21 protein-coding genes and 1 pseudogene are annotated in these 23943 nt (G+C 71.8%); 6 read left to right on the top strand and 16 right to left on the bottom strand.

Translation table 11 applies throughout. The features are described 5' to 3' along the window. Positions 1-4: 4 nt before the first annotated feature. From zwf to pgl, 3 genes are read left to right on the top strand one after another with little or no spacing between them, the layout of a single operon-like run. Positions 5-1537 carry a glucose-6-phosphate dehydrogenase gene (zwf, locus tag ACRRSS_RS09210; protein ID WP_435970726.1) on the top strand — a complete coding sequence of 511 codons (1533 nt, stop codon included), beginning with the start codon at positions 5-7 and terminating at the stop codon, positions 1535-1537. Next, positions 1534-2583, top strand: a complete 1050-nt coding sequence (opcA, locus tag ACRRSS_RS09205) for a glucose-6-phosphate dehydrogenase assembly protein OpcA (protein ID WP_435970725.1) — start codon at positions 1534-1536, stop codon at positions 2581-2583. Before zwf ends, opcA begins: the two co-directional genes overlap by 4 nt. Then, on the top strand, positions 2580-3386 hold the full coding sequence (gene pgl / locus ACRRSS_RS09200) for a 6-phosphogluconolactonase (protein ID WP_435970724.1): 807 nt from the start codon (positions 2580-2582) through the stop codon (positions 3384-3386). Before opcA ends, pgl begins: the two co-directional genes overlap by 4 nt. 22 nt (positions 3387-3408) lie before the next feature. Here pgl and ACRRSS_RS09195 read toward each other — a convergent pair whose 3' ends face one another. The 13 genes from ACRRSS_RS09195 to uvrC all read right to left on the bottom strand — a co-directional run bounded on the left by ACRRSS_RS09195 (position 3409) and on the right by uvrC (position 19534). Then, positions 3409-5037, bottom strand: a complete 1629-nt coding sequence (locus ACRRSS_RS09195) for a PH domain-containing protein (protein WP_435970723.1) — start codon at positions 5035-5037, stop codon at positions 3409-3411. Next, positions 5034-5534, bottom strand: a complete 501-nt coding sequence (locus tag ACRRSS_RS09190; RefSeq protein WP_435970722.1) for a PH domain-containing protein — start codon at positions 5532-5534, stop codon at positions 5034-5036. Before ACRRSS_RS09190 ends, ACRRSS_RS09195 begins: the two co-directional genes overlap by 4 nt. Before the next feature lie 4 nt (positions 5535-5538). Further along, positions 5539-7191, bottom strand: coding sequence for a glucose-6-phosphate isomerase (gene pgi / locus ACRRSS_RS09185; RefSeq protein WP_435975285.1), 1653 nt, complete (start codon positions 7189-7191; stop codon positions 5539-5541). A 202-nt stretch (positions 7192-7393) separates the two neighbouring features. Next, complete coding sequence (locus ACRRSS_RS09180; protein WP_189505794.1) at positions 7394-7729, bottom strand: RNA polymerase-binding protein RbpA; 336 nt, start codon at positions 7727-7729, stop codon at positions 7394-7396. Between the two features lie 77 nt (positions 7730-7806). Continuing rightward, a complete protein-coding gene (secG, locus tag ACRRSS_RS09175) occupies positions 7807-8037 on the bottom strand; it encodes a preprotein translocase subunit SecG (protein ID WP_351897058.1) in 231 nt (76 codons plus the stop codon). 97 nt (positions 8038-8134) lie between these two features. Beyond that, the gene (gene tpiA / locus ACRRSS_RS09170; RefSeq protein ID WP_351896774.1) at positions 8135-8914 is read right to left on the bottom strand and encodes a triose-phosphate isomerase; all 780 of its coding nucleotides are present in this window, start codon (positions 8912-8914) and stop codon (positions 8135-8137) included. A 7-nt stretch (positions 8915-8921) separates the two neighbouring features. Further along, positions 8922-10133 carry a phosphoglycerate kinase gene (locus tag ACRRSS_RS09165; RefSeq protein WP_435970721.1) on the bottom strand — a complete coding sequence of 404 codons (1212 nt, stop codon included), beginning with the start codon at positions 10131-10133 and terminating at the stop codon, positions 8922-8924. 104 nt (positions 10134-10237) lie between these two features. Then, positions 10238-11248, bottom strand: a complete 1011-nt coding sequence (gap, locus tag ACRRSS_RS09160; RefSeq protein ID WP_435970720.1) for a type I glyceraldehyde-3-phosphate dehydrogenase — start codon at positions 11246-11248, stop codon at positions 10238-10240. A 218-nt stretch (positions 11249-11466) separates the two neighbouring features. Next, on the bottom strand, positions 11467-14418 hold the full coding sequence (locus ACRRSS_RS09155; protein ID WP_435970719.1) for a M14 family zinc carboxypeptidase: 2952 nt from the start codon (positions 14416-14418) through the stop codon (positions 11467-11469). 151 nt (positions 14419-14569) lie between these two features. Then, positions 14570-15559 (bottom strand): DNA-binding protein WhiA, encoded by a 990-nt coding sequence (whiA, locus tag ACRRSS_RS09150; protein ID WP_030205188.1) that lies wholly within the window; start codon positions 15557-15559, stop codon positions 14570-14572. Beyond that, positions 15550-16575 carry a gluconeogenesis factor YvcK family protein gene (locus ACRRSS_RS09145; RefSeq protein WP_435970718.1) on the bottom strand — a complete coding sequence of 342 codons (1026 nt, stop codon included), beginning with the start codon at positions 16573-16575 and terminating at the stop codon, positions 15550-15552. The genes whiA and ACRRSS_RS09145 overlap by 10 nt, the downstream gene beginning before the upstream one ends. Further along, positions 16572-17561 (bottom strand): RNase adapter RapZ, encoded by a 990-nt coding sequence (gene rapZ, locus ACRRSS_RS09140; protein WP_435970717.1) that lies wholly within the window; start codon positions 17559-17561, stop codon positions 16572-16574. Before rapZ ends, ACRRSS_RS09145 begins: the two co-directional genes overlap by 4 nt. Continuing rightward, positions 17558-19534, bottom strand: coding sequence for an excinuclease ABC subunit UvrC (gene uvrC, locus ACRRSS_RS09135; protein WP_435970716.1), 1977 nt, complete (start codon positions 19532-19534; stop codon positions 17558-17560). The genes rapZ and uvrC overlap by 4 nt, the downstream gene beginning before the upstream one ends. Before the next feature lie 117 nt (positions 19535-19651). On the opposite strand from uvrC, the pseudogene ACRRSS_RS09130 reads away from it, so the two are divergent. Beyond that, positions 19652-20056, top strand: a pseudogene (locus tag ACRRSS_RS09130) (SDR family NAD(P)-dependent oxidoreductase); the annotation flags it as partial. A gap of 122 nt (positions 20057-20178) precedes the next feature. Here ACRRSS_RS09130 and ACRRSS_RS09125 read toward each other — a convergent pair. Next, entirely contained in the window at positions 20179-21009 is an 831-nt protein-coding gene (locus ACRRSS_RS09125; protein ID WP_435975284.1) for a hypothetical protein, read from the bottom strand. 5 nt (positions 21010-21014) lie between these two features. Further along, positions 21015-21602 carry a papain-like cysteine protease family protein gene (locus tag ACRRSS_RS09120; protein WP_435970715.1) on the bottom strand — a complete coding sequence of 196 codons (588 nt, stop codon included), beginning with the start codon at positions 21600-21602 and terminating at the stop codon, positions 21015-21017. A gap of 210 nt (positions 21603-21812) precedes the next feature. On the opposite strand from ACRRSS_RS09120, the gene ACRRSS_RS09115 reads away from it, so the two are divergent. Together ACRRSS_RS09115 and ACRRSS_RS09110 are read left to right on the top strand one after the other, a co-directional pair. Next, positions 21813-22280 (top strand): transposase, encoded by a 468-nt coding sequence (locus tag ACRRSS_RS09115; RefSeq protein WP_435970714.1) that lies wholly within the window; start codon positions 21813-21815, stop codon positions 22278-22280. Between the two features lie 117 nt (positions 22281-22397). Beyond that, the gene (locus ACRRSS_RS09110; RefSeq protein WP_435970713.1) at positions 22398-23327 is read left to right on the top strand and encodes a hypothetical protein; all 930 of its coding nucleotides are present in this window, start codon (positions 22398-22400) and stop codon (positions 23325-23327) included. A 52-nt stretch (positions 23328-23379) separates the two neighbouring features. Here the strand turns inward: ACRRSS_RS09110 and ACRRSS_RS09105 are convergent, their stop codons facing one another. Next, a complete protein-coding gene (locus tag ACRRSS_RS09105; protein ID WP_435970712.1) occupies positions 23380-23817 on the bottom strand; it encodes a Rieske (2Fe-2S) protein in 438 nt (145 codons plus the stop codon). Positions 23818-23943 lie beyond the last annotated feature (126 nt).

Raw genomic sequence — 23943 nt, 5'->3', positions numbered from 1 at the left:
CACTTTGAGCGCAGTCCACGGAGCCAACCCGCTCCGTGACGCCGCAGACCGACGGCTCCCGCGCATCGCGGGGCCGTCGGGCCTGGTGATCTTCGGCGTCACGGGCGATTTGTCCCGGAAGAAGCTGATGCCTGCCGTCTACGACCTGGCCAACCGCGGCCTGCTGCCGCCGGGCTTCTCGCTCGTCGGCTTCGCCCGCCGGGAGTGGCAGGACGAGGACTTCGCGCAGGAGGTCTACGAGGCCGTCAAGCAGCACGCGCGCACCCCGTTCCGCGAGGAGGTGTGGCAGCAGCTGATCCAGGGCATGCGATTCGTCCAGGGCGACTTCGACGACGACGAGGCCTTCGAGCAGCTGAAGACCACCGTCGAGGAGCTGGACAAGGCGCAGGGCACCGGCGGCAACTTCGCCTTCTACCTGTCGGTCCCGCCGAAGTTCTTCCCCAAGGTCGTCCAGCAGCTGAAGAAGCACGGCCTGGCGGACCAGAAGGACGGCTCCTGGCGCCGCGCGGTCATCGAGAAGCCCTTCGGCCACGACCTGATCTCCGCGAAGGAGCTCAACGAGGTCGTCCACGAGGTCTTCCCGCCCAACGAGGTCTTCCGGATCGACCACTACCTCGGCAAGGAGACCGTCCAGAACATCCTGGCGCTCCGCTTCGCCAACACGCTCTTCGAGCCGATCTGGAACCGGTCCTACGTCGACCACGTGCAGATCACCATGGCCGAGGACATCGGCATCGGCGGCCGCGCCGGCTACTACGACGGCATCGGCGCCGCCCGTGACGTCATCCAGAACCACCTGCTCCAGCTGCTCGCGCTGACCGCGATGGAGGAGCCCGCCTCCTTCGACGCCGACGCGCTGGCCGCCGAGAAGACCAAGGTCCTCGGCGCGGTGAAGCTGCCCAAGGACCTCGGCGCTTCCACGGTCCGCGGCCAGTACGCGGCCGGCTGGCAGGGCGGCGCGAAGGCCGTCGGCTACCTCCAGGAAGACGGCATCGACCCCAAGTCGAAGACCGACACCTACGCGGCCGTCAAGCTGGAGATCGACAACCGCCGCTGGGCGGGCGTCCCCTTCTACCTGCGCACCGGCAAGCGGCTCGGCCGCCGCGTCACCGAGATCGCGGTCGTCTTCCAGCGCGCCCCGCACTCCCCCTTCGACCACACCGCGACCGAGGAACTCGGCCGCAACGCCATCGTCATCCGGGTCCAGCCGGACGAGGGCGTGACGGTGCGGTTCGGCTCCAAGGTGCCCGGCACCCAGATGGAGATCCGGGACGTGTCGATGGACTTCGCGTACGGCGAGTCCTTCACGGAGTCCAGCCCCGAGGCGTACGAGCGGCTCATCCTCGACGTCCTGCTCGGCGACTCGAACCTCTTCCCGCGCGTCGAGGAGGTCGAGCTGTCCTGGAAGATCCTCGACCCGATCGAGCAGTTCTGGGACACGCACGGCAAGCCCGCGCAGTACCAGTCCGGGACCTGGGGGCCGGTCGAGGCGGACGAGATGCTCGCACGAGACGGACGGAGCTGGCGCCGGCCATGAAGACCGACCTGACGGACACCACGTCCTCCAAGATCAACAAGGCGCTGGTGCTCGGGCGGCGGGCCATCGGCACCCCGGCCGTCGGCATGGTGCTCACCCTCGTCATCGTCACCGACGAGGAGAACGCCTACGACGCGCTGAAGGCCGCGAACGAGGCGTCCCGCGAGCACCCCTCGCGGACCCTCGTCGTCATCAAGCGGGTCTCGCGCTCCCCGCGCGACCGCGCCGTGGCGCGGCTCGACGCCGAGGTCCGCCTCGGCGCCGACGCCAGCACCGGCGAGACGGTGGTCCTCCGGCTGTACGGCGAGGTCGTCGACCACGCCCAGTCGGTGGTCCTCCCGCTGCTCCTGCCGGACGCCCCCGTCGTCGTCTGGTGGCCGGTGAACGCGCCGACCGACCCGGCGAACGACCCGCTGGGCGCGCTCGCCCAGCGCCGGGTGACCGACACCTACGCCGCCGAGCAGCCCATCCGGGAGCTGACCTCGCGCGCGGACGCGTACACCCCGGGCGACACCGACCTCTCGTGGACCCGGATCACCCCGTGGCGTTCGATGCTCGCCGCCGCGCTCGACCAGGTCGTGTGCGAGGTGACCTCCGCCGAGGTGGAGGGCGAGGAGTTCAACCCGAGCGTCGAGCTGCTCGCGATGTGGCTGGCGGAGCGGCTGAAGGTGCCGGTGCGGCGCTCGAAGTCGGCCGGCCCCGGTCTCACCTCCGTACGGATGGAGACCAGCTCCGGCCCGATCGTCCTCGACCGGCCGGACGGCTCGCTCGCGACCCTCTCCATCCAGGGGCAGCCGGACCGTGGCGTGGCGCTCAAGCGCCGCGAGACGGCCGAGCTGATCGCCGAGGAGCTGCGCCGGCTCGACCCGGACGACACCTACGCGACAGCGCTCAAGTTCGGTCTTGAGCGACTCGACGAGGAGGCGGCCGTCCGCGCCCCCGCGCCGGAGCCGGAGGCCGCCCCGGCCCCGGCCGAACCCGCGGAGAAGCCGGCCGCGAAGCCCGCCGCGAAGAAGGCACCGGCGAAGAAGGCGGCGGCCAAGTGAGCGCCCCTCAGCTGGTCGTCCACCGCGACAAGGAGCTGATGGCCGAGGCGGCGGCGGCCCGGCTGATCACGAGCATCGTGGACGCCCAGGCCGCCCGCGGCTCCGCCTCGGTGGTGCTCACCGGCGGACGCAACGGCAACGGCCTGCTGGCGGCGCTCGGCGCGGCGCCCGCGCGGGACGCGGTTGACTGGTCGCGGCTCGACCTGTGGTGGGGCGACGAGCGCTTCCTGCCCGAGGGCGACCCCGAGCGGAACGTCACCCAGGCCCGGGAGGCGCTGCTCGACCGGGTACCGCTCGACCCGGCGCGGGTGCACGCCATGCCCGCCTCGGACGGGCCGTACGGCAGCGATGTCGACGCCGCCGCGGCCGCGTACGCGGAGGAGCTGGCGGCCGCCGCGGCCCCGGGCCCGTATCGATCAGCGGCTGCCGCCGCGGGCGCCGGGGTGCCGAGCTTCGACGTCCTGATGCTGGGCGTCGGTCCCGACACCCATGTGGCCTCGCTCTTCCCGGAGCTGCCCGCGGTCCGCGAGACCGAGCGGACGGTGGTGGGCGTGCACGGCGCGCCCAAGCCGCCGCCGGTGCGGGTCTCGCTGACCCTTCCGGCGATCCGGGCGGCGAAGGAGGTCTGGCTGCTCGCGGCCGGTGAGGACAAGGCGAAGGCCGCCGCGATCGCGCTGTCGGGCGCGGGCGAGGTGCAGGCCCCCGCCGCGGGTGCCTACGGCCGCTCGCGGACGCTGTGGCTGCTCGACGCCGCAGCGGCTTCGGAGCTGCCGCGGAGTCTGTACCCGCCGGCGTCGGCCTGATCCGACGACGTGGAGGCCCGGTTCACCCCTCGGTGGACCGGGCCTCCGTCGTCGGTACGGAGCCCGGAGCGGAGTCGGGCCGGGAGCCCCGCGCCGAGTCCGGCACGGAGCCCGGCACGGAGCCCGGCACGAGTTCCAGGAAGGGCGCGAGCAGGTCCGGTACGGCCCCGGCGGCGAAGGTCAGGCCCTGGCTCTGGCCCGCGTCGAGGATGTCGTACGCCCCCGCTCCGGCCGCCGTGGTGGCGGTCAGGGTGAGGACCCCGGCGCGCCGCTGGAAGTACGACTGCTTGACGGTCCAGCCGATGACGCCGGAGCGCTGGAGCGCGACCGTGGCACGCCGGACCGTACCCGAACGGGTGACGAGGTAGGCGCCGCTGACGCCGTGTCCGAGGCTCCGGTAGGCGTCGAGGGCGAACACCACGGCGACCGGGGTGAGGACGACCGCGCAGCCGGCCGCCACGTAGAGCAGGACCGGTGTGACCAGGAGCCCGAGGAGGGCGAGGACGGCCACGGGCACCAGGACGCTCCACAGCGCCCAGCCCACCCTGCGGGTGCGGGCGGCGCGCGGATGGGCGGCGAGGGGCGCCCCGGTGGGCGGCTCCGGCTCGCGCAGGACCTGGGCGGCGACCCGGTCGGCGACGGCCCGCTCCACGGCCGGCAGCAGGGTCTTGAGGTCGGTGTGCCGGTCGTCGCCGCTCTCGGCGAGACCGGTGGCGACGGCGTCGACGCGGGCGGCCCCGCACAGCCGGACGCCGAGCGGCTCGACCAGCTCGATCCCGCGCAGCCTGCGCTCCTCCAGGGAGACCGACCGGGCGGTGAAGAGGCCGCGGGAGACCCGCACGGTGCCGCCCGGCTCGCGCTCCAGGCGGTAGTTCCACCACATCTCGACCCAGAGGCCCAGGGCGCCGACGGCCCCGGCGAGGGTGGCGAGGAGGATCAGGTCCACGATGATCCACGTGACGGAGACGTCCTGGAAGCGGTCGCCTATCCAGTCGATGACCTCCCCCTGGGCGCCGAACCACTCGCTGACCTGCATGACGGCGCCGGCCGCCGCGCCACCGAGGGCGGGGGCGACGAAGGAGACGGGGGCGTAGCGGATCCAGCGCGGGTCGAGGACGGCCAGGGCGTTGTCGTGGTCGGGGTCCTCGGGGGCGGTGACGGCGGCGCGGGCGAGCAGTTCGTGCCGGAGCCGCTCGCCCTCGGCCCGGGTGACCAGGTCGAGTTCGAGGGTGGACTCGCCGCCCGAGGTGTGTTCGCCGGTGCCGATACGGACCTTGACGAGGCCGAAGACGCGCTGGAGGGGGTTGGCGGTGAGGTCGGCGCTGCGGATGCGCTCGCGGGCGAGCGAGCGGCGCTGGACGACGAGGAGTCCGGTGTGGAGTTCGACGCGCTCGCGGCCGACGCGGTAGCGGGTACGGCGGAAGCGGAGGGTCTCGGCGACGATGTCGACGGCGAGGGCGAGGGCGACGCCCGTGGCGACCCAGGCGAAGGCCTGCCACAGGGGCCGTGAGCCGGCCAGGCCGAACGCGGTGGGCAGCGCGGCTCCGGCGAGGACGCCGGAGAAGAGGACGACGCGGACGAGGACGGTCCGGGGATCGAGCCGCAGCCAGTCGGTGTCCTGGTCCACCTTCTCGGCGCGGTCCACGCTCATGTGGCGTCCCCGGGGGTGTCCTGGGTGATGGCGGTCAGCCGTTCGGCGAGGTCGGCGGCCAGTTCGTGGTCGAGGCCCTCGATCCGGAGGGCGCCCTTGGAGGAGGCGGTCGTCACGGTGACGGTGGCCAGCCGGAAGAGCTGCTCCAGCGGGCCACGCGAGGTGTCCACCGTCTGGATCCGGGACATCGGCGCGATCCGCCACTCCTGCCAGAGGGCCCCCGTGCGGACGTAGACGGCGTCCTCGGTGACCTCCCAGCGGTGGACGCGGAACCACCAGGCGGGGAAGAACGCGGTGCAGACGAGGCCCACGGCCGCCACGGCCCCGGCCGCGGTCAGCAGCCAGAACCGGGCGGGTCCGATGAAGGCGCCGAGGACGGCGAGGACCACCACCGGCAGGGCGGTGGTCACCAGGAGCTGGGTCCGCCACCAGGTGACGGCCCGCTCGTCCACGGCGCTCCTGGGCGGCCGCAGCCGCACCGTGTTCTCCCCCCTCATGTCCCTACCGTCCGCGCAGCGAGCGGTAGGCGGCGACGAGCCCCGCGGTGGAGCTGTCGAGCGCGTCGGCGCCCTCCCCGCTCGTCAGGACCGGCTCGATCCGCTTGGCGAGGACCTTGCCGAGTTCGACGCCCCACTGGTCGAAGGAGTCGATGTTCCAGACGGCGCCCTGGACGAAGACCTTGTGCTCGTACAGCGCGATCAGCTGGCCGAGGACGGACGGGGTGAGCTCCTCCGCGAGGATCGTGGTGGTGGGGTGGTTGCCCTGGAAGGTCTTGTGCGGGACGAGCTCCTCGGGGACGCCCTCGGCCCGTACCTCCTCGGGCGTCTTGCCGAAGGCGAGCGCCTGGGTCTGGGCGAGGAAGTTGGCCATGAGCAGGTCGTGCTGGGCGACGAGGCCGGGCAGCAGGTCGGCGACGGGCCGGGCGAAGCCGATGAAGTCGGCCGGGATGACCTTGGTGCCCTGGTGGATCAACTGGTAGTACGCGTGCTGGCCGTTGGTGCCCGGGGTGCCCCAGACGACGGGCCCGGTCTGCCAGTCGACCTTGTTGCCCTCGCGGTCCACCGACTTGCCGTTGGACTCCATGTCGAGCTGCTGGAGGTAGGCGGTGAACTTGGACAGGTAGTGCGAGTACGGCAGGACGGCGTGCGACTGCGCGTCGAAGAAGGCTCCGTACCAGACGCCGAGGAGGCCGAGCAGCAGCGGCGCGTTCTCCTCGGGCGGGGCGGTGCGGAAGTGCTCGTCGACGAGGTGGAAGCCGTCGAGCATCTCGCGGAAGCGCTCCGGGCCGATGGCGATCATCAGGGAGAGGCCGATGGCGGAGTCGTAGGAGTAGCGGCCGCCGACCCAGTCCCAGAACTCGAACATGTTCGCGGTGTCGATGCCGAACTCCTCGACCTTCTCGGCGTTGGTCGAGAGGGCGACGAAGTGCTTCGCCACGGCCTCCTGGCCGGCTCCGAGTCCGGCAAGGAGCCAGTCGCGGGCGGAGGTGGCGTTGGTGATCGTCTCGATGGTGGTGAAGGTCTTCGAGGCGACGATGAAGAGCGTCTCGGCGGGGTCGAGGTCGCGGACGGCCTCGTGGAGGTCGGCGCCGTCGACGTTGGAGACGAAGCGGAACGTCAGGTCCCGCTGGGTGTAGGCGCGCAGGACCTCGTAGGCCATGGCGGGGCCGAGGTCGGAGCCGCCGATGCCGATGTTGACGATGTTCCTGATCGGCCTGCCGGTGTGGCCGGTCCACCCGCCCGCGCGCACCGTGTCCGCGAAGGACGCCATCTTGTCGAGGACGGCGTGCACGCCGGGGACGACGTTCTCCCCGTCGACCTCGACCACGGCCCCGCGGGGGGCGCGCAGCGCGGTGTGGAGGACCGCCCGGTCCTCGGTGGTGTTGATCTTCTCGCCGCGGAACATGGCGTCGCGCAGCTCGGCGACGCCGGTGGCGGCGGCCAGTTCGCGCAGCAGGGTCAGCGTCTCGTCGGTGACGAGGTGCTTGGAGTAGTCCAGGTAGAGGTCGCCGACGCGCAGGGCGTAGCCGGTGCCACGCTCGGGATCGGCGGCGAACAGTTCCCGCAGGTGGGTGTCGCCCAGCTGCTCACGGTGCTTGCCGAGGGCCGCCCACTCGGGCAGCCGGTTGAGCCTGGTGCGGCCTTCGTTGTTCATCTCGGACATCGCCCACTTCTTCTCGTACTGCTTGTCTGCCCCGCTGCCTCTCCAACCTAATTGATCAGAGGGGCGCGCGACGCGACGGCGAGGACGAACACGGCCATGGCGCCTCCGGGTCCGCCCGGGAGACGCCGAACGGGCCTTGCCCGCGAATCGAGTTCGCGGGCAAGGCCCGTTCGTCACACCGTCACACCATGCTTCAGATCTCGCCCCGCAGCTTGGCGAGCGCCTCGGCGAGGATCGCCTCGCCGTCCGCGTCGCTGCGCCGCTCACGCACATAGGCGAGATGGGTCTTGTACGGCTCCGTGCGCGGCGGGTCCGGCGGGTTGTCCCTGTCCTGACCGGCCGGGAAGCCGCAGCGGGGGCAGTCCCAGGTCTCCGGGACAGCCGCGTCGCTGGCGAAGCTCGGCTGCGTCTCGTGCCCGTTCGAGCACCAGAAGGAGATGCGGGCGCGCGGCGCGGACTCGCCCCGCTCGGCCTCGCCCATCGGCCCCGCTCCGACCCGGCTTCCCCGGATCGCGTTGCCACTTGCCACGGTCGTAACTCCCTGCGTGATGGTGCTCGAAGATGCCCCAGTCTACGTAAGGCCCAACGCGCGTCCAGTGATTGGAGTTACCCGTCCAACTTCATCAGCAGACCAAGTACCACAATGCAGGCGAACCAGAGCAGAGCGACCACGATGGTGATCCGGTCGAGGTTGCGCTCGGCGACCGAGGAACCACCGACGGAAGACTGCATTCCGCCACCGAACATGTCGGAGAGGCCGCCACCCTTCCCCTTGTGCATCAGCACGAGCAGCATCAGCAGCCCGCTGAAGACGATGAGGGCGATCGAGAACCCCATAACCACGGCTGGACCAACTTCCTCGGACTTATACGGACGGGGGCCGGGCACCTGCCCGACCCCCGCAAGGGTACGACGTAACTCCGCTACCGCATACTCACTGGTCGCGGAAGCGGACGATCTTGACGAACTCGTCGGCGTCCAGTGCCGCGCCGCCCACGAGGGCGCCGTCGACGTCCGGCTGCGCCATGATCGCGGCGACGTTGCCGGACTTGACCGAGCCGCCGTACTGGATGCGGACCTTGTCGGCCAGCTCCTGCGAGTACAGCTCCGCGAGACGGCCGCGGATCGCCCCGCAGACCTCCTGGGCGTCCTCGGGGGTGGCGACCTCGCCGGTGCCGATGGCCCACACCGGCTCGTACGCGATCACGATGGTCTCGGCCTGCTCGGCCGGGACGTCCTTCAGGCCGCCGTCGAGCTGGGCGAGGGTGTACTCGACCTGCTGACCGGCCTTGCGGATGTCCAGGCCCTCGCCGACGCAGAGGATCGGGGTCACGCCGTGCTTGAAGGCGGCCTTCACCTTGGCGTTGCAGACCTCGTCGTTCTCGGCGTGGTACTGGCGGCGCTCGGAGTGGCCGACGGCCACGTAGGTGCACTTCAGCTTGGACAGCATCAGGCCCGAGATCTCACCGGTGTAGGCACCGGAGTCGTACGCCGAGATGTCCTGGGCGCCGTACTTGATCTTGAGCTTGTCGCCGTCGACCAGGGTCTGCACGGACCGGAGGTCGGTGAAGGGAACCAGGACCGCGACCTCACAGGCGTCGTAGTCCTTGTCGGTCAGGGCGAAGGCGAGCTTCTGGACGTGGGCGATGGCCTCGAGGTGGTTGAGGTTCATCTTCCAGTTGCCCGCCATCAGCGGGGTGCGGGTGCTGCTCATAAAGCGGTCAGTCCTCCAGTGCGGCGAGGCCGGGAAGCGTCTTGCCCTCGAGGTACTCGAGGGAGGCGCCGCCGCCGGTCGAAATGTGGCCGAATGCCTTCTCGTCGAAGCCCAGGGTGCGGACGGCGGCGGCGGAGTCGCCACCACCGACCACCGTGAAGGCCGGGGAGTCGACGAGCGCCTGGGCGACGGCCTTGGTGCCCTCGGCGTAGTCGGGGTGTTCGAAGACGCCCATCGGACCGTTCCAGAAGACGGTGCCGGCGTCGGCGAGCTTCGAGGCGTAGAGCTTACGGGTCTCCGGACCGATGTCCAGGCCCTCCTCGTCCGCCGGGATGGCGTCCGCGGCGACCGTGGTGGGGTGGGCCGGAGCCTTGGTCTTCAGGTCGGGGAACTTGTCCGAGACCAGCACGTCGACGGGGAGCACGAACTCCACGCCGCGTTCCTTGGCGCGCTCCAGGTACTCCAGGACCGCCGGGACCTGGTCCTCCTGGAGCAGCGAGATGCCGACCTCGTGGCCCTGGGCCTTGAGGAAGGTGTACGCCATGCCGCCGCCGATGAGGATGCGGTCGGCCTTCTCCAGGAGGTGGTCGATCACGCCGAGCTTGTCGGAGACCTTGGCGCCGCCGAGCGCGACCACGTACGGCCGCTTGACGTCGTCCGTGAGCTTCCTCAGGACGCCGACCTCGGTGGCGATGAGGTAGCCCGCGGCGTGCGGCAGGCGCGCCGGGAGGTCGAAGACCGAGGCCTGCTTGCGGTGCACGGCGCCGAAGCCGTCGCCGACGTAGACGTCGGCGAGAGCCGCCAGCCGGTCCGCGAACGCGCCGCGCTCGGCGTCGTCCTTGGAGGTCTCGCCGGCGTTGAACCGCAGGTTCTCGATGACGGCGACCTGGCCGTCGGTGAGGCCCGCGACGGTGGCGGTGGCGGAGTCGCCGACCGTGTCCGTCGCGAAGGCCACCTCGGCGCCGAGGAGCTCGCCGAGACGGGCGGCGGCCGGGGCGAGCGAGAACGCCGGGTCCGGAGCGCCCTTCGGGCGGCCCAGGTGCGAGGCGACCACGACGCGGGCACCCGCGTCGGCGAGCGCCTTGACCGTGGGCACGACGGCGCGGATGCGGCCGTCGTCGGTGATGGTGGTGCCGTCGAGCGGCACGTTGAGGTCGGCGCGGACGAACACCCGCTGGCCGGAGACGCCTTCGGCGAGAAGCTCGTCGATCGTCTTCATCTGTCACAGACTCCTTGGTACGCGGTGGAGCACACAAACAGGGCTCGTACAGCGCGGCGTTGCGCTGCCCGAGCCCTGCTCACATCGAAAGCCCGCCCTGAAGCTTAGAGCTGACCGCCGACGAAGACGGTGAGGTCGACGAGACGGTTGGAGTAGCCCCACTCGTTGTCGTACCAACCCAGGATCTTCACCGTGTTGCCCTCCTGGACCATGGTCAGGGAGGCGTCGAAGGTGCAGGAGGCCGGGTCACTCACGATGTCCGAGGACACGATCGGGTCCTCGGTGTAGTACAGGATGCCCTTGAGGTCGCCGTCCTCGGCGGCCTTCTTGAACGCGGCGTTGACCTCGTCCTTGGTGACCTCGCGGTCGAGCGTCACGACCAGGTCGGTGGCGGAACCGGTCGGGACCGGGACGCGCATGGCGATGCCGTCGAGCTTGCCCTTGAGCTGCGGGAGGACCAGGGCGGTGGCCTTGGCGGCACCCGTCGTGGTCGGGATGATGTTCTCCGCGGCGGCGCGGGCGCGGCGCAGGTCCTTGTGCGGGAAGTCCAGGATCCGCTGGTCGTTGGTGTACGCGTGGACCGTGGTCATCAGGCCCTTGACGATGCCGAAGTTCTCGTCGAGGACCTTCGCCATCGGCGCGACACAGTTGGTGGTGCAGGACGCGTTCGAGATGACGTCGTGCTGCGCCGGGTCGTACTTGTCCTGGTTGACGCCCATGACGATGGTGATGTCCTCGTCGGTGGCCGGAGCCGAGATGAGGACCTTCTTGGCGCCACCGGCGATGTGCTTCTCGGCGTCGGCCTTCTTGGTGAAGATGCCGGTCGACTCGATGACGATGTCGACGCCCAGCTCACCCCAGGGGATGTCGGCCGGGTTGCGCTCGGAGAGCACCTTGATGGTGTGGCCGTCGACGGTGATGGTGTCGGCGGTGTGGGTGACCTCTGCCTTGAGGCGGCCCAGGATGGTGTCGTACTTCAGCAGGTGGGCCGTGGTCGCGGTGTCACCCAGGTCGTTGACAGCCACGATCTCGATGTCGGCACCCTGCTCAAGGAGCGCGCGGAAGTAGTTCCGGCCGATGCGGCCAAAGCCGTTGATGCCTACGCGGATCGTCACGAACCGATCTCCTCGTTAGGAACGCCGGTGTGCTCGACGCCGGCGAGATTTTTGTTTTTTGGGATGTCCCCGACCGCTTACGACCCTACCTCCCCGGGCGCCCCCGAGTGACATCCAGCGCAGCCGTACGAGCCCGGAAAGTGAGGGAGAAAGGCCGACGGCCCGTACCTACCAACGGGTACGGGCCGCCGTGGGACCTTTGTCCCCACTACGCTCCGTCAGCGTCGGAGCACCCCGAGGGCGCGGCCCACCAGACGCGCCCGCTCTCCGGCGGCCGGCACGTGCTCCAGTCCGTAGCCGATGAGGACGGTGTCGCGGGTGGTGACCGCGGCCTGGGAGTGGAAGAGCGCGGCGGAGCGCGTCCAGTCGGCGCCGTTGCCGGGGCTGCCGGCCGGTGCGCCGGGTACGGTCCACGCGCCGAAGGCGGTCTCGAAGCCCTCCGCCTGGGTGGTGGTGCCGTCGAAGAGCCTGATGTCGTCCACGAAGGCGCCCGTCTCCCCCGTACCGGGGTCGGAGACGTACGAGATCGACAGCTCGACCCGCTTGCCCGCCCAGGCGCTCAGGTCGACGGAGGCCTGCCGCCAGCCGTTGGAGGGGCCGGTGAAGGCGTTCCAGGAACCGGTGGTGCCGGTGGCGGCGCAGCCGTCCTCGCCGACGGTGAGGTAGTGGGCGAGGAAGGGGTGGCCGGCGACGTAGTAGCCCTCGCCGCAGTCGGCGGGGGGCTCGGCGGACGTGCCGCCGTTGGCGTCGGGCAGGGTCGTCCAGTCGTCCTGGCCGACGGTGTGGGCCTCGACGACGAGGTTGTCGTAGCCGGGCTCGGTGTCGTAGCTGACCTGGAAGTCCAGGCGCGGCGCGGCTCCGGCGGCGACGCCGGTGAGGTCGACGGTCCTGCTGAGCCGGGCCCAGGTGTCGTCGGCGTGCTTGACCGCGGCGAACGTGGCGCCTTCGGCGGGCTCGAAGGGGGTGCGGATGCCCGGGTAGTCACCGGCGGAGGCGCTGCTCGCGAACTGCGGGAAGTCCTTCGGCTTCAGCGTGTCCGAGGTGACGGTGTAGGCGCCCGCGTTGTCGAGCGGGTTGTCGGCGGCGGCGCCGAGGCCGGCGCGGACGCCCGCGAAGGCGCCGGTGCCGGAGAAGGCGGGCGGGGTCTTGAGGCCCGCGCGGTGGTAGGCCCCGAGGTAGTACTGGGCGAAGTCGTTGGTCTCGGCGAGGCCGACCCGGGTGAGGCCGCCGGACTTCTCGCCGGCGTTGATGAGCTTGCCGCCCTCGTTGAGGTAGGAGCGGACGGCGAGCTGGGTGGCTCCGGAGGGCCGCTCGGCGCCGGTGTACCAGAGGACGGTGCGGAAGTGGGAGAGGACGCCGAGGGCGTCCGGGGTGCCCTGGGTGGCGACGTCCCAGACGGCGGCCCCGCGGCCGTTGTCGGCGAGTGCCTTCACGTAGCCGGCGGTGTGCTTCGCGGGGGTGGTGCCGCCCTCGTCGGCGAGGACGAGCACGTCGCCGCGGGGGCGCTCGGCCACCTTGTAGGTGAAGGGGGCGGAGGTGGTGGTCCGGCCCTCCCGGGTGCGGGCGGTGAACCAGACCTCGACGGAGTCGCCGGGCCGGGCGCCCTCGACCTCGGCGCGGTACTCGTCGAAGTAGAGGTTGTCCTCGCCGCCGTAGGTCTCGCCGCCCTTCCAGGCGTCGAGCCCCTCGGTGCGGGTGCGGCCGCCGTTGACGCGGTACTTCAGGGTCTTGCCGCGCAGCGACTTGCGGGCGGTGACCGCGACCTCCTGCTCCTCGCCGCGGGCGTAGGAGGTGGCGAAGGTCTTCGGGGTGAAGTCCGGGGCCTCGATGCCGACCGGGGAGACGGGCCGGTCCGGGTGGGCGGCGGTCTCGGCGACGGCGAGGGCGAAGGGGATGTTCTTGGCGAACTCGGCCTGGATCAGCTTCTCGTCGTCCGGGAAGGTGAAGACGGAGGCGCAGTCCGCCGGGTTCCACGCGTCGTTCGGGTCGACCCGGGAGGCGGTGGCGCAGGTCGACATCTCCGGGGTGAACATCTGCGTCCCGTTGACGTTGGCGGCGTGTCCGTCCGCCTCGCCGTTGGTGATGTACAGCTCGGAGGAGACCTGCGGCCGGTAGCCGGGCACGGCGGAGTTCTGCGGGGTGCCGGCGAGTGCCTTGAGGGCCACGTCGTCGGGCGTGTCGGTGGCGACCTGCCAGCCCACGCCGTACAGCAGGAGCTGGGCGGCCGAGTGGTAGTTGATGCCGTACGCGAAGCCGATGCGCTTCTGGAAGGCGTCGACGGCCTTGGTCTCGGGCTCCGACATGGGGCCCTTGCCGCGGAAGGTCTCGTCCGCCGGGTCGGGGGACGAACCCTCGTTGTCGTAACCCCACTTGTAGGAGAAGTTGCGGTTGAGGTCGACGCCGTCGCCGGAGGTGATCCGCCCGTCGCGGTCGTTGTCGCGGAGGTTCTTGCGCCACTGCCGGTTGGCGGGGTCGGCGTGCGTCCAGTCGTAGCCGTCCGGGTTGGCGGAGAGTACGAACCACAGTTCGGTGGTGTCGACGATCCGGGTGATCCGCTCGTCCTTGCCGTACCCGTCGAGGTAGTGGTGGAGCAGGCGCCGGGTCATCTCGGGGGTGATCCACTCGCGCGCGTGCTGGTTCGACATGTACAGCGTGGCGGGCTTCGACCCGTCCTTGACGCGCTGGGCGCCCTTGGTCAGCTTGAGGGCGAGGATGTCCTGGCCCTTGACGGTCCTGCCGAGGGAGACGACCTTGGTGATCCCGGGGTTGGCCCGGGCCGTGTCGAGGATCTCCTGCTTGAGGCCGTTCGGCCCTCCGTACGGGCGGAAGACCCCGTCCCCGGCGGCCGCCACCCGCTTCTCGGCCTGGGCCGTCAGCTGGTGCTCGGCGAGCTCGACGCCCTGACCGCGCAGCTGCCCGGCCTGGCGGCCGGTGAGGAAGAGCTCGACCGTCGCGGTGCCCTTCGCGGGCACCTGTTCGGTCAGTTCATGGGCGTCCGCACCGGCTTCGAGGAGGAGCGGAACCTGCTCCTTGGTCACCTCGGCCCGCCATACGGAGAGGGCGTCGCCGCCGTCCCGGTCGTTCGGCTGCGCTCCGGCGACGGGTGCCGCCGCCACTCCCGCGATCAACAGTGAAGCTGCTGCGAGGATCGATCTCGCCCTGCGTCTCATGAGCCCCCCTTGCTGTCGTCTGCCACGAAGGTGAACAGACGAAAGGCTCATGGGAGCCCATGGGCCTGTCAAGGGTGCCGCGCGGGTGTACGAAAAAGCTGCCGGTGCCTCAGAAAGGCACCGGCAGCGTGGAGTTCGGTGTTCCGTGCGCTCAGCCGACCAGGCTGTCGTCGAGCTCCTCGGTCAGGTTGGACTCGGTCCCGGGAATGCCCAGGTCCTGCGCCCGCTTGTCGGCCATCGCGAGCAGCCGGCGGATCCGTCCGGCGACCGCGTCCTTCGTCAGCGGCGGGTCGGCGAGCGCGCCCAGCTCCTCCAGCGAGGCCTGCTTGTGCTCCATCCGGAGCCGGCCGGCGGCCGCGAGGTGCTCGGGCACCTCCTCGCCGAGGATCTCCAGGGCGCGCTGCACCCGGGCACCGGCGGCGACCGCCGCGCGGGCCGAACGGCGCAGGTTGGCGTCGTCGAAGTTGGCCAGGCGGTTGGCGGTGGCGCGGACCTCGCGCCGCATCCGCCGCTCCTCCCAGGCGAGCACCGACTCGTGCGCGCCGAGCCGGGTGAGCAGGGCACCGATCGCGTCGCCGTCGCGGACGACGACCCGGTCCACACCGCGCACCTCACGGGCCTTCGCCGCGATGGAGAGCCGGCGGGCCGCGCCGACCAGCGCGAGCGCGGCCTCCGGACCCGGGCAGGTCACCTCCAGGGAGGAGGAGCGACCGGGCTCGGTCAGCGAACCGTGCGCGAGGAAGGCGCCCCGCCAGGCCGCCTCCGCGTCACAGGTGGCCCCGGAGACCACCTGCGGGGGGAGGCCCCGGATGGGGCGGCCCCGGCCGTCCACAAGCCCCGTCTGCCGGGCCAGCTGGTCGCCTCCGGCCACCACCCGCACCACGAAGCGCGAGCCGCGCCGCAGTCCGCCGGGGGCCATCACGATCAGCTCCGAGCTGTGCCCGAAGATCTCCAGGATGTCCCGCTTGAGGCGGCGCGCCGCCATCGCGGTGTCGAGCTCCGCCTCGATCACGATGCGGCCGCTCACCAGGTGCAGCCCGCCCGCGAACCGCAGGATCGACGAGACCTCTGCCTTCCTGCAGCAGGTCCGGGTGACGGGAAGCCGGGAGATCTCGTCCTTCACCGCTGCCGTCATCGCCATGGGCCGATCCTTCCATGCATCCGAAAAATACGGTCGTACGCGGCGGCCAACAGCTCCGGGTCGTGCTTCGCGGAGCCGTCGGGCCCGGCCACCGGCGCCAGCTCGACCGCGGCACCGAGCCGCTTGGCGGCATCGGCGAGGGACTCGCGATCGGGCACGGCGGCCTCGTCGGCCAGCACCACGTCCAGGGCGAGTTTAGGGGCGTGTCGTCCCAAAACCTCCAAATGACGCTGCGGGGAGAAGCCCTCTGTTTCTCCGGGCTGCGGCGCGAGGTTCAGCGAGAGCACCTTCCGGGCCTTCGTCTCGGCCAGCGCGTCGAGCAGACCGGGGACGAGGAGGTGCGGGATCACCGAGGAGAACCAGGAGCCGGGACCGAGGACGACCCAGTCCGCGTCCAGGACCGCCTCGACCGCCTCGGGCACCGCCGGCGGGTCGTTCGGCACGAGGTGCACGGACTGCACCTCACCAGGCGTGAGCGCCACCGTCGCCTGACCGCGCACGGTGTCCACGTCGTCCGGGCGCTCCGGGTCATGGCCCCTGACCAGGGCCTGGAGCTCCAGGGGTACGGCGGACATGGGCAGCACCCGGCCCTGCGCGCCGAGCAGCCGGCCCACCAGGTCGAGGGCCTGCACGGGGTCGCCGAGCTGCTCCCAGAGGGCGACGATCAGGAGGTTGCCGACGGCGTGGCCGTTGATCTCGCCCTTGGACTGGAAGCGGTGCTGGATGACCCGGGCCCAGGTCTGCCCCCAGTCGTCGTCGCCGCAGAGCGCGGCGAGCGCCTTGCGGAGATCGCCCGGGGGCAGCACGCCCAGCTCCTCCCGGAGCCGGCCGCTGGAGCCCCCGTCGTCGGCGACGGTGACGACGGCCGTGAGGTCGCCGGTGATCCGGCGGAGCGCGGCGAGGGAGGCCGAGAGGCCCATGCCGCCGCCCAGCGCGACCACCTTCGGCTGAGCGCCGCGCCTGCGGAGCGTACGCCGCACCGAGAGGGTGGAGGCACGCCGGCGGTACGGCTTCACTCGCGCCCCATGTCCCGGTGCACGACGACGGTCTCGACCCCTTCGGCGGCGATGCGGGCGGCGAGCCGCTCGGCGGTGGCCACGGAGCGGTGCTTGCCGCCGGTGCAGCCCACGGCGACGGTCACGTACCGCTTGCCCTCGCGGCGGTAGCCCGCGGCGATCAGCTGGAGCAGCTCGGTGTAGCGGTCGAGGAACTCCTTGGCGCCGGGCTGGTTGTAGACGTAGTTCGACACCTCCTCGTTGAGGCCGGTGAAGGGGCGCAGCTCGGGGACCCAGTGCGGGTTCGGCAGGAAGCGCATGTCGACGACGAGGTCGGCGTCGACCGGCAGGCCGTACTTGAACCCGAAGGACATCACGGTGGCCCGCAGCTCGGGCTCCTCGTCGCCGGCGAACTGGGCGTCCATCTTGGCGCGCAGCTCGTGGACGTTGAGGCTGGAGGTGTCGATGACCAGGTCGGCGTCGCCGCGCAGCTCGCGCAGCAGGTCGCGCTCGGCGGCGATGCCGTCGGTGATGCGGCCGTCGCCCTGGAGGGGGTGCGGCCTGCGGACCGACTCGAAGCGCCGGACGAGGGCGTCGTCGGACGACTCCAGGAAGACGATACGGCGGGTGACCTGCTTGGAGTCCAGGTCGGCGAGGGACTCCCTGAGGTTGTCGAAGAACTGCCGGCCGCGGACGTCCACGACGACGGCGATCCGGGCGACGTTGCCCTGGGAGCGGGCGCCGAGCTCCACCATGGTGGGGATCAGCGCGGGCGGCAGGTTGTCCACGACGAACCAGCCGAGGTCCTCCAGACACTTCGCCGCGGTGGACCGGCCGGCCCCGGACATGCCGGAGATGATCACCAGCTCGGGAATGGCCGCCTCGGCGCCGTTGTCGCCGGGGGTCTCCTTCGTGCCCGTACTCACGTGTCCTGCTCCGTCTTCTCGGTCGTGCTCTTCGTGCTCATCGTGCGCGTCCTGCTGGTCCTGCTGCTCGTGCGCGGTCATGCCGTGCCGCCCCCGTCGTCTTCCATGATCTCTCCTGTCGCCGTGTTCACGGCGGGCGCCGCCGGGGCCGCCTGGACGAGGGCCACGACTACCGCCTCCGCGGTCTTCCGGCCCATGCCCGGAACCTCGCAGATCTGCTCGATTGTCGCCTGCCGGAGCCGCTTCACCGAGCCGAAATGCTTGATCAACGCCTGTTTCCGGGTCTCGCCGAGGCCGGGAACCGCGTCGAGAGGGCTGGTCCGGATACGTTTCGCGCGCTTGGAGCGCTGATAGCGGATCGCGAAGTCGTGAGCCGTGTCACGTACCCGCTGAAGGAGGTACAGTCCCTCGCTGGAGCGGGGCAGCACCACCGGGTCGTCGTCACCGGGCAGCCACACCTCCTCCAGACGCTTGGCGAGCCCGCAGACCGCGATGTCGTCGATCCCCAGCTCGTCCATGGCCCGCCGGGCCGCCGCCACCTGCGGCTGCCCGCCGTCGACCACGACGAGCTGCGGAGGGTACGCGAAGCGCTTGGGCCGCCCGCTCTCCTCCGGGTCCTCGACGACCCCCTCCGGATCCCACTCCCCCGTCTTCTCCTTCTCGACGAGATAGCGGCGGAAGCGGCGGCCGATCACCTCGTGCATGGACCGGACGTCGTCCTGGCCCTCGAAGCCCTTGATCTGGAAGCGGCGGTACTCGCTCTTGCGGGGCAGCCCGTCCTCGAAGACCACCATCGAGGCCACCACGTCCTCGCCCTGGAGGTGCGAGATGTCGAAGCACTCGATCCGCAGCGGCGCCGAGTCCAGGCCCAGGGCCTCGGCGATCTCCTCCAGGGCCCGGGAGCGGGTGGTCAGATCGCTGGCGCGCTTCGTCTTGTGCAGCACCAGCGCCTGCTGGGCGTTGCGCGCGACGGTCTCCATCAGGTCCTTCTTGTCGCCGCGCTGCGGGATCCGCAGCGAGACGTTGGACCCGCGGCGGCCGGAGAGCCAGGCGGTGACGGCCTCCGCGTCGTCGGGCAGCGCCGGGACCAGGACCTCCTTGGGGACCGTGTCGCCGGTCTCCTCGCCGTACAGCTGCTGGATCGCGTGCTCGACGAGCCCGGCCGTGTCGACGGCCTCGACCTTGTCCGTGACCCAGCCGCGCTGGCCGCGGACGCGTCCGCCCCGCACGTGGAAGATCTGCACGGCGGCCTCCAGCTCGTCCTCGGCGAGGGCGATCAGGTCGGCGTCGGTGGCGTCGGCGAGCACGACCGCGCTCTTCTCCATGGCCCGGCGCAGCGCCTCTATGTCGTCGCGGAGCCGCGCGGCCTTCTCGTACTCCATGTCCTCGGCCGCCAGCATCATCTCCTTCTCCAGACGGCGGATGTACGTGCCCGTACGGCCGGCCATGAAGTCGCTGAAGTCCTCGGCCAGTTCGCGGTGCTCCTCCGGCGTGACCCGGCCGACGCAGGGCGCGGAGCACTTGCCGATGTAGCCGAGGAGGCAGGGGCGGCCGGCCGAAGCCGCGTTCCGGAAGACCCCCGCCGAGCAGGTCCGGACGGGGAAGACCCGCAGCATCAGGTCGACGGTCTCGCGGATCGCCCACGCGTGCGCGTACGGCCCGAAGTAGCGCACGCCCTTCTTCTTGTGGCCGCGCATGACCTGGACCCGGGGGAACTCCTCGTTCATCGTGACCGCGAGGTACGGGTAGCTCTTGTCGTCCCGGTACTTGACGTTGAACCGGGGGTCGTACTCCTTGATCCAGGAGTACTCCAGCTGCAGCGCCTCGACCTCCGTCGACACGACGGTCCACTCCACGGACGCGGCGGTGGTCACCATCGTCGCCGTGCGCGGGTGCAGGCTCGTGAGGGGCTGGAAGTAGTTGGCGAGCCGCTGGCGGAGCGACTTCGCCTTCCCCACGTAGATCACCCGGCGGTGCTCGTCGCGGAACTTGTAGACCCCCGGGGAGTCGGGGATCTGCCCCGGCCTGGGGCGGTAGCTGGAGGGGTCTGCCATGCTCCCCACCCTACTGGCGGGCACCGACACTCCGGCCTCGCGCGGTCGTTGGCGGGGCATGGCGAATCATGAGGCGGGACGGCCGGCGGACCGGGTGCGCGTGATCACGGCGCGGTCATGGCGGTCGACGGCCGGGGCATGTGCCTGACCTGCGAGCACGCGCCCGAGGCGATGCTCGTCTCGGGCGGCGGGGCCATCGTGCGCGCCTCGTCGATCCCGGGCGTGGCCGGGCAGGCCCGGCCGACGGTCTACGGGCCGGCGAAGTGCGTGGCGACCGGTCTGGCCGAGCACCGGGCGGTGGAGCGGGCGGAGCACGGGATCCGGGTGAACGCGGCGGCCCCGGCCACCACCGAGACCGAGCGCGTGGCCGCCGCGCGTGTGGAGCCCGGCGGCCCCGAGTACCTCTCCGAGACCGTCCGCGCCCATCCGATGGGCCGCTTCGGCACGCCGGGGGAGGTGGCGGCGGCGATCCCCCTCCTCGCGTCGGACGAGGCGTCGTTCGTGACGGGAGCGGTCCTCCCGGTGGACGGCGGCTGCCTGGCCCGCCGAGCCTCCACGACGCGAGCCCCCACCCGCGGGCCTCACCCGCCCGGTGGGGGCTGCGCACAACAGGGGCGGGACGTGACCCGGCCCGGTGCGGGGGCTCAGGTCTCCCTGGACACCCGCCGGCGGCGTATCGCCGCCGTACCCAGCAGCGCGAGCGCGAGCGCCGCCCCCACCCCCGCCGTCGCCGACGCGACGGTGACCGCCGGCTCCGCCCGGGCCCCCGTCGCGAGGGGCGGAGCCGCCGCTTCCGGCGCGTGGCCGCCCGTCGGGAGGGCCGGAGCAGCCGCCTCCGGCGCGTAGCCGCCCGCCGCGCCCTTCTTCGCGTAAGCCGAGCCCGGCAGCTTGTCCCCGTACGCCCGGGCGACCCGCTCCCGGTACGCCCCGAGGCTCGTCCCGTTCCGCCCGACCGCCCGCACCGCGTCCTCGTCCAGCGGCAGCACCTTCGTCCCCTTCTGGACGTACCACGCGTCGATCTGCGGCTCGCGGAAGACGAGGCCGCCGGGCAGCACGCGTCCGCCCTGTTCCGCGTAGCGGATCTCGTCGTCGCCGGTGGCGATGTTCACCACCTGCCAGCCGCCGGACCGCTGCACCGTCCACAGCGAGGCCTTCTGGCCGTCGGAGGAGACGGCCCGGCTGGCCCGGAACTCGACCCGGGCGACCGGCGCCCCGGCCTTCCCGGCGACGAAGTCCGGGGAGAGGATCCGTACCGGCACGGACCCGCCCTCGACGCGCGGCGCGGCGGCCGAGCGGGCGACGGCGCCGTCCCGGGCGAAGAACCGGGACAGGGTGTCCAGGGTCCCCGGCGCGGAGGCGGCCTGTTCGGGGGTGGGCGCGGGCGGCAGGGCCTCGGCCGCGTCCGCCGGCAGCGCCCCGAGGAGGACGAGGGCGACGGTGGTGAGGAGCCCGGCTCCCGTGGCACGTGCGTGCATCGTCGTCACGCCCCGATCCGGTAGAGGGAGTGCGTCCAGGAGAAGGAGTCGTTGTCGACGTACCAGGCGTGCGAGGCCCAGTTGTAGCGGTCGCTGGAGGGCCAGGGGTCGCCCCAGTACACCCAGCTGTTCGCGTCGTCGTAGCCGTGGATCACGTGCATGTGGCCACCGCCGCTGGACCACTGGATGCGGGTCTCGATGGGCCGGTCGGCGTTGATCTCGGTCTGCACGGTGGGGTAGCGCAGCCAGCCGGTGACGTACGAGCCGGGCCGGACGCCGGCCCAGCTGAGTCCGGTCTGGACGTTGCCGAGGGTGGCCTGGTTGTTGGGGCAGTCGTAGCCCTGCTGGCGGTTGAAGGCGGCGTTGCAGAACTGGTTCTGGCTGTGGTTCCGGCCGAACCAGGTGGCGATGGTGTTGCCGGCCGCCGCCCAGCACCAGTTGGTCTTCTGCTGGGCCTGCATGGTGATGTTCAGCCGCTTGGAGCCGAGGGCCGCGGCGTCCTCGGCGGCGGGGGCGGCGGACGCCGAGGTGGTGGGGGCGAGAAAGAGGGCGGCTGCGGCGAGTGCCGCGAGGTTCAGCTTTCTACTGCGCATCGCGTTCCTCCCGGGGCGGGGGGTGTGGGGATGGGGGTGGAGGAGCGCGTCCGGACGCTGGTCTGGAGCATCTTCCGTTGTCCGGATCCGGTCAACACGCCGCAACGCGGGGTGACATCGGACTGTGAACGGTGTGACCCGGGTGTGAACGGACGCCCTCGGCCCACCTGCCCGCCCACCCCACGCGGCGCCGCGGTCCGCTCCCCCACCGTGAACGTTCACGTGCGGCCCGCCGGGGCCGGGAACCCCGGCCGGGAGGGCTCGAAACGGCGCGTACGGGCGGAGTCGAGGCCGATCATGCTCCGCGAGGAGGCGGCGCAGCCGTTCGACGACCGCATCCGGGGCATCCGGGGCATCCGGCAGAGGGTTACGGCCGAGCGGGACCAGCGGGCACGACGGCGCTCCTGGGCCTTCGCTCAACTCGGCACGTTCGTCGAGGACGAGGCACGCCGAGCGGGGGTCCCCGTAGTCTTCGTCGACCCGCGCGACACTTCCCGGCAGTGCTCCGACTGCCGGCACACCCACCGCACGGACAGGGCGACCCGAACACGGTTCGTCTGCCGGTCCTGCGGGACCGTCCTGCACGCGGACCACAACGGCTCCCGCGACATCGCCCACCGAGGCGACGCTGTGTGGAAGCGTGGCGCGGTCAATCGCCCCGGAACCGGCGCAAGCTGATTCAGGACGCAGGGACCAGCGCGACAGCCGGCCGCGCTCCACTTGCCATCACGGCCTTTCGCGGATCGGGTGACAAGCCCGGTCCTTCAGGACCGAGAAGTCGACTGAGGAGTCCTCGTGAGCCACACCGAGGCCGATCTGGTGCAGCTCCTGCACACCGGCCCCTTTCATCTGGCGCTGCGCACCGCGCTGGCCGTGCGCGGGCTGCCGCTCCAGCGGGTCCAGCACCATCTCGCCCACCGGGGCGTCAAGGTCGGGGTGACGAGTCTGAGCTACTGGCAGCAGGGCGCCCGCCGTCCGCAGCGGCCGGAGTCGATGAAGGCGGTCCGTGCCCTGGAGGAGGTGCTCCAGCTGCCGGGGAACTCGCTGCTGCGGCTGCTCACGGAGGACGCCGCCGCGCGGTCCGAGGTGGAGCGCCCGGCGGCCCGTTCGTACCGCTCACTGGTCGAGGCGTCCGGCTCGGTCGAGGAGCTGCTCGCGGACCTGGAGTCGCCGGCGGACGGCGGGCTGCACACGGTGGGGCACCACGAGCGGGTGCGGATCGGGGCGGGGCGGGAGCTGGTGGGGCGCGAGTCGCAGCACGTGGTGCGGGCACACCGGGACGGCGTCGACCGCTATCTCGCCATCCACCACGGGGACCCGGGCTGCGACCCGTCGCGGGTGCGGGTGCGGGCGGTGGAGAACTGCCGGACCGGGCGGGTGCGGTGGCACACGGGGACGGGCGTCCTGATCGCGGAGCTGCTCTTCGACGCACGGCTGCGGGCCGGGGACACGTACCTCTTCTCGTACGGATTCGAGGACGGTACGGCGGGGGCGAGCGGGGAGTACATGCGCGGGTTCAGCTTCGCCGCCGGGCAGTACGTGCTTCAGGTGCGTTTCGACGAGGCGGCGCTGCCGGTGCGGTGCCGGAGGTTCGCGCAGGCCTCGACGGGCGCGCCGCGCGGGGGCCGCGCGGAGCTGACCCTGAGCGGCCGGCACCGCACGGTGCACGTCGTGGAGCAGGGGGTACGTCCGGGGATCCTGGGGATCGACTGGGACTGGACCTGACGGGCCCGGGGCCCGGCTCAGGCCTTGGGCCCGCGCGGGCCCGGGGCCCGGCTCAGCTCTTCGGGGCGGCTTCGGGGCCGACGATCAGCTTGCCGTTCTCGACGCGGACCGGGACCTCGGGGAGCGGGACGGTGGCCGGGCCCTTGAGCGCCTTGCCGGTCGTCACGTCGAAGCGGCTGCCGTGGCAGGGGCAGTTGCCCTCGTTGTTCTCGATCTTGTCGAGGACGCAGCCGGCGTGGGTGCACTGGGCGCTGAACGCCTTGTACCGGCCCTTGGCCGGGCAGCTCACCAGGACCCGCTGCTCGCGGTAGAGCTTGGCACCGCCGACCGGGATCTCGTCCGGGGCGCCGAGGGAGACCGGGGCGGTCGGGGTCGGGACCTCGGCGTGGCCGAGCTTGGACTCGGTGGAGCAGGCGGCGACTCCCAGCCCGGCGGCACCGGCGAGAGCGGCGCCCTTCAGTACGGTGCGGCGGCTGGACTGGCCGGACATGGGCGCTCCACGGTGGATCGGGGCAAGGCGTGACCGAACCGACGATACCGGCGTGGTGTGCGGCGCCGACGTCCGGGCCTGCCCGTGAACCCTGCCCCGTGAACCCCGCGCGGCGGCCCTGCCGTA

The organism is Streptomyces sp. Qhu_M48 (assembly GCF_051305195.1).
Lineage (GTDB): Bacteria > Actinomycetota > Actinomycetes > Streptomycetales > Streptomycetaceae > Streptomyces.
This window is presented reverse-complemented; position numbering and strand designations above follow the sequence as displayed.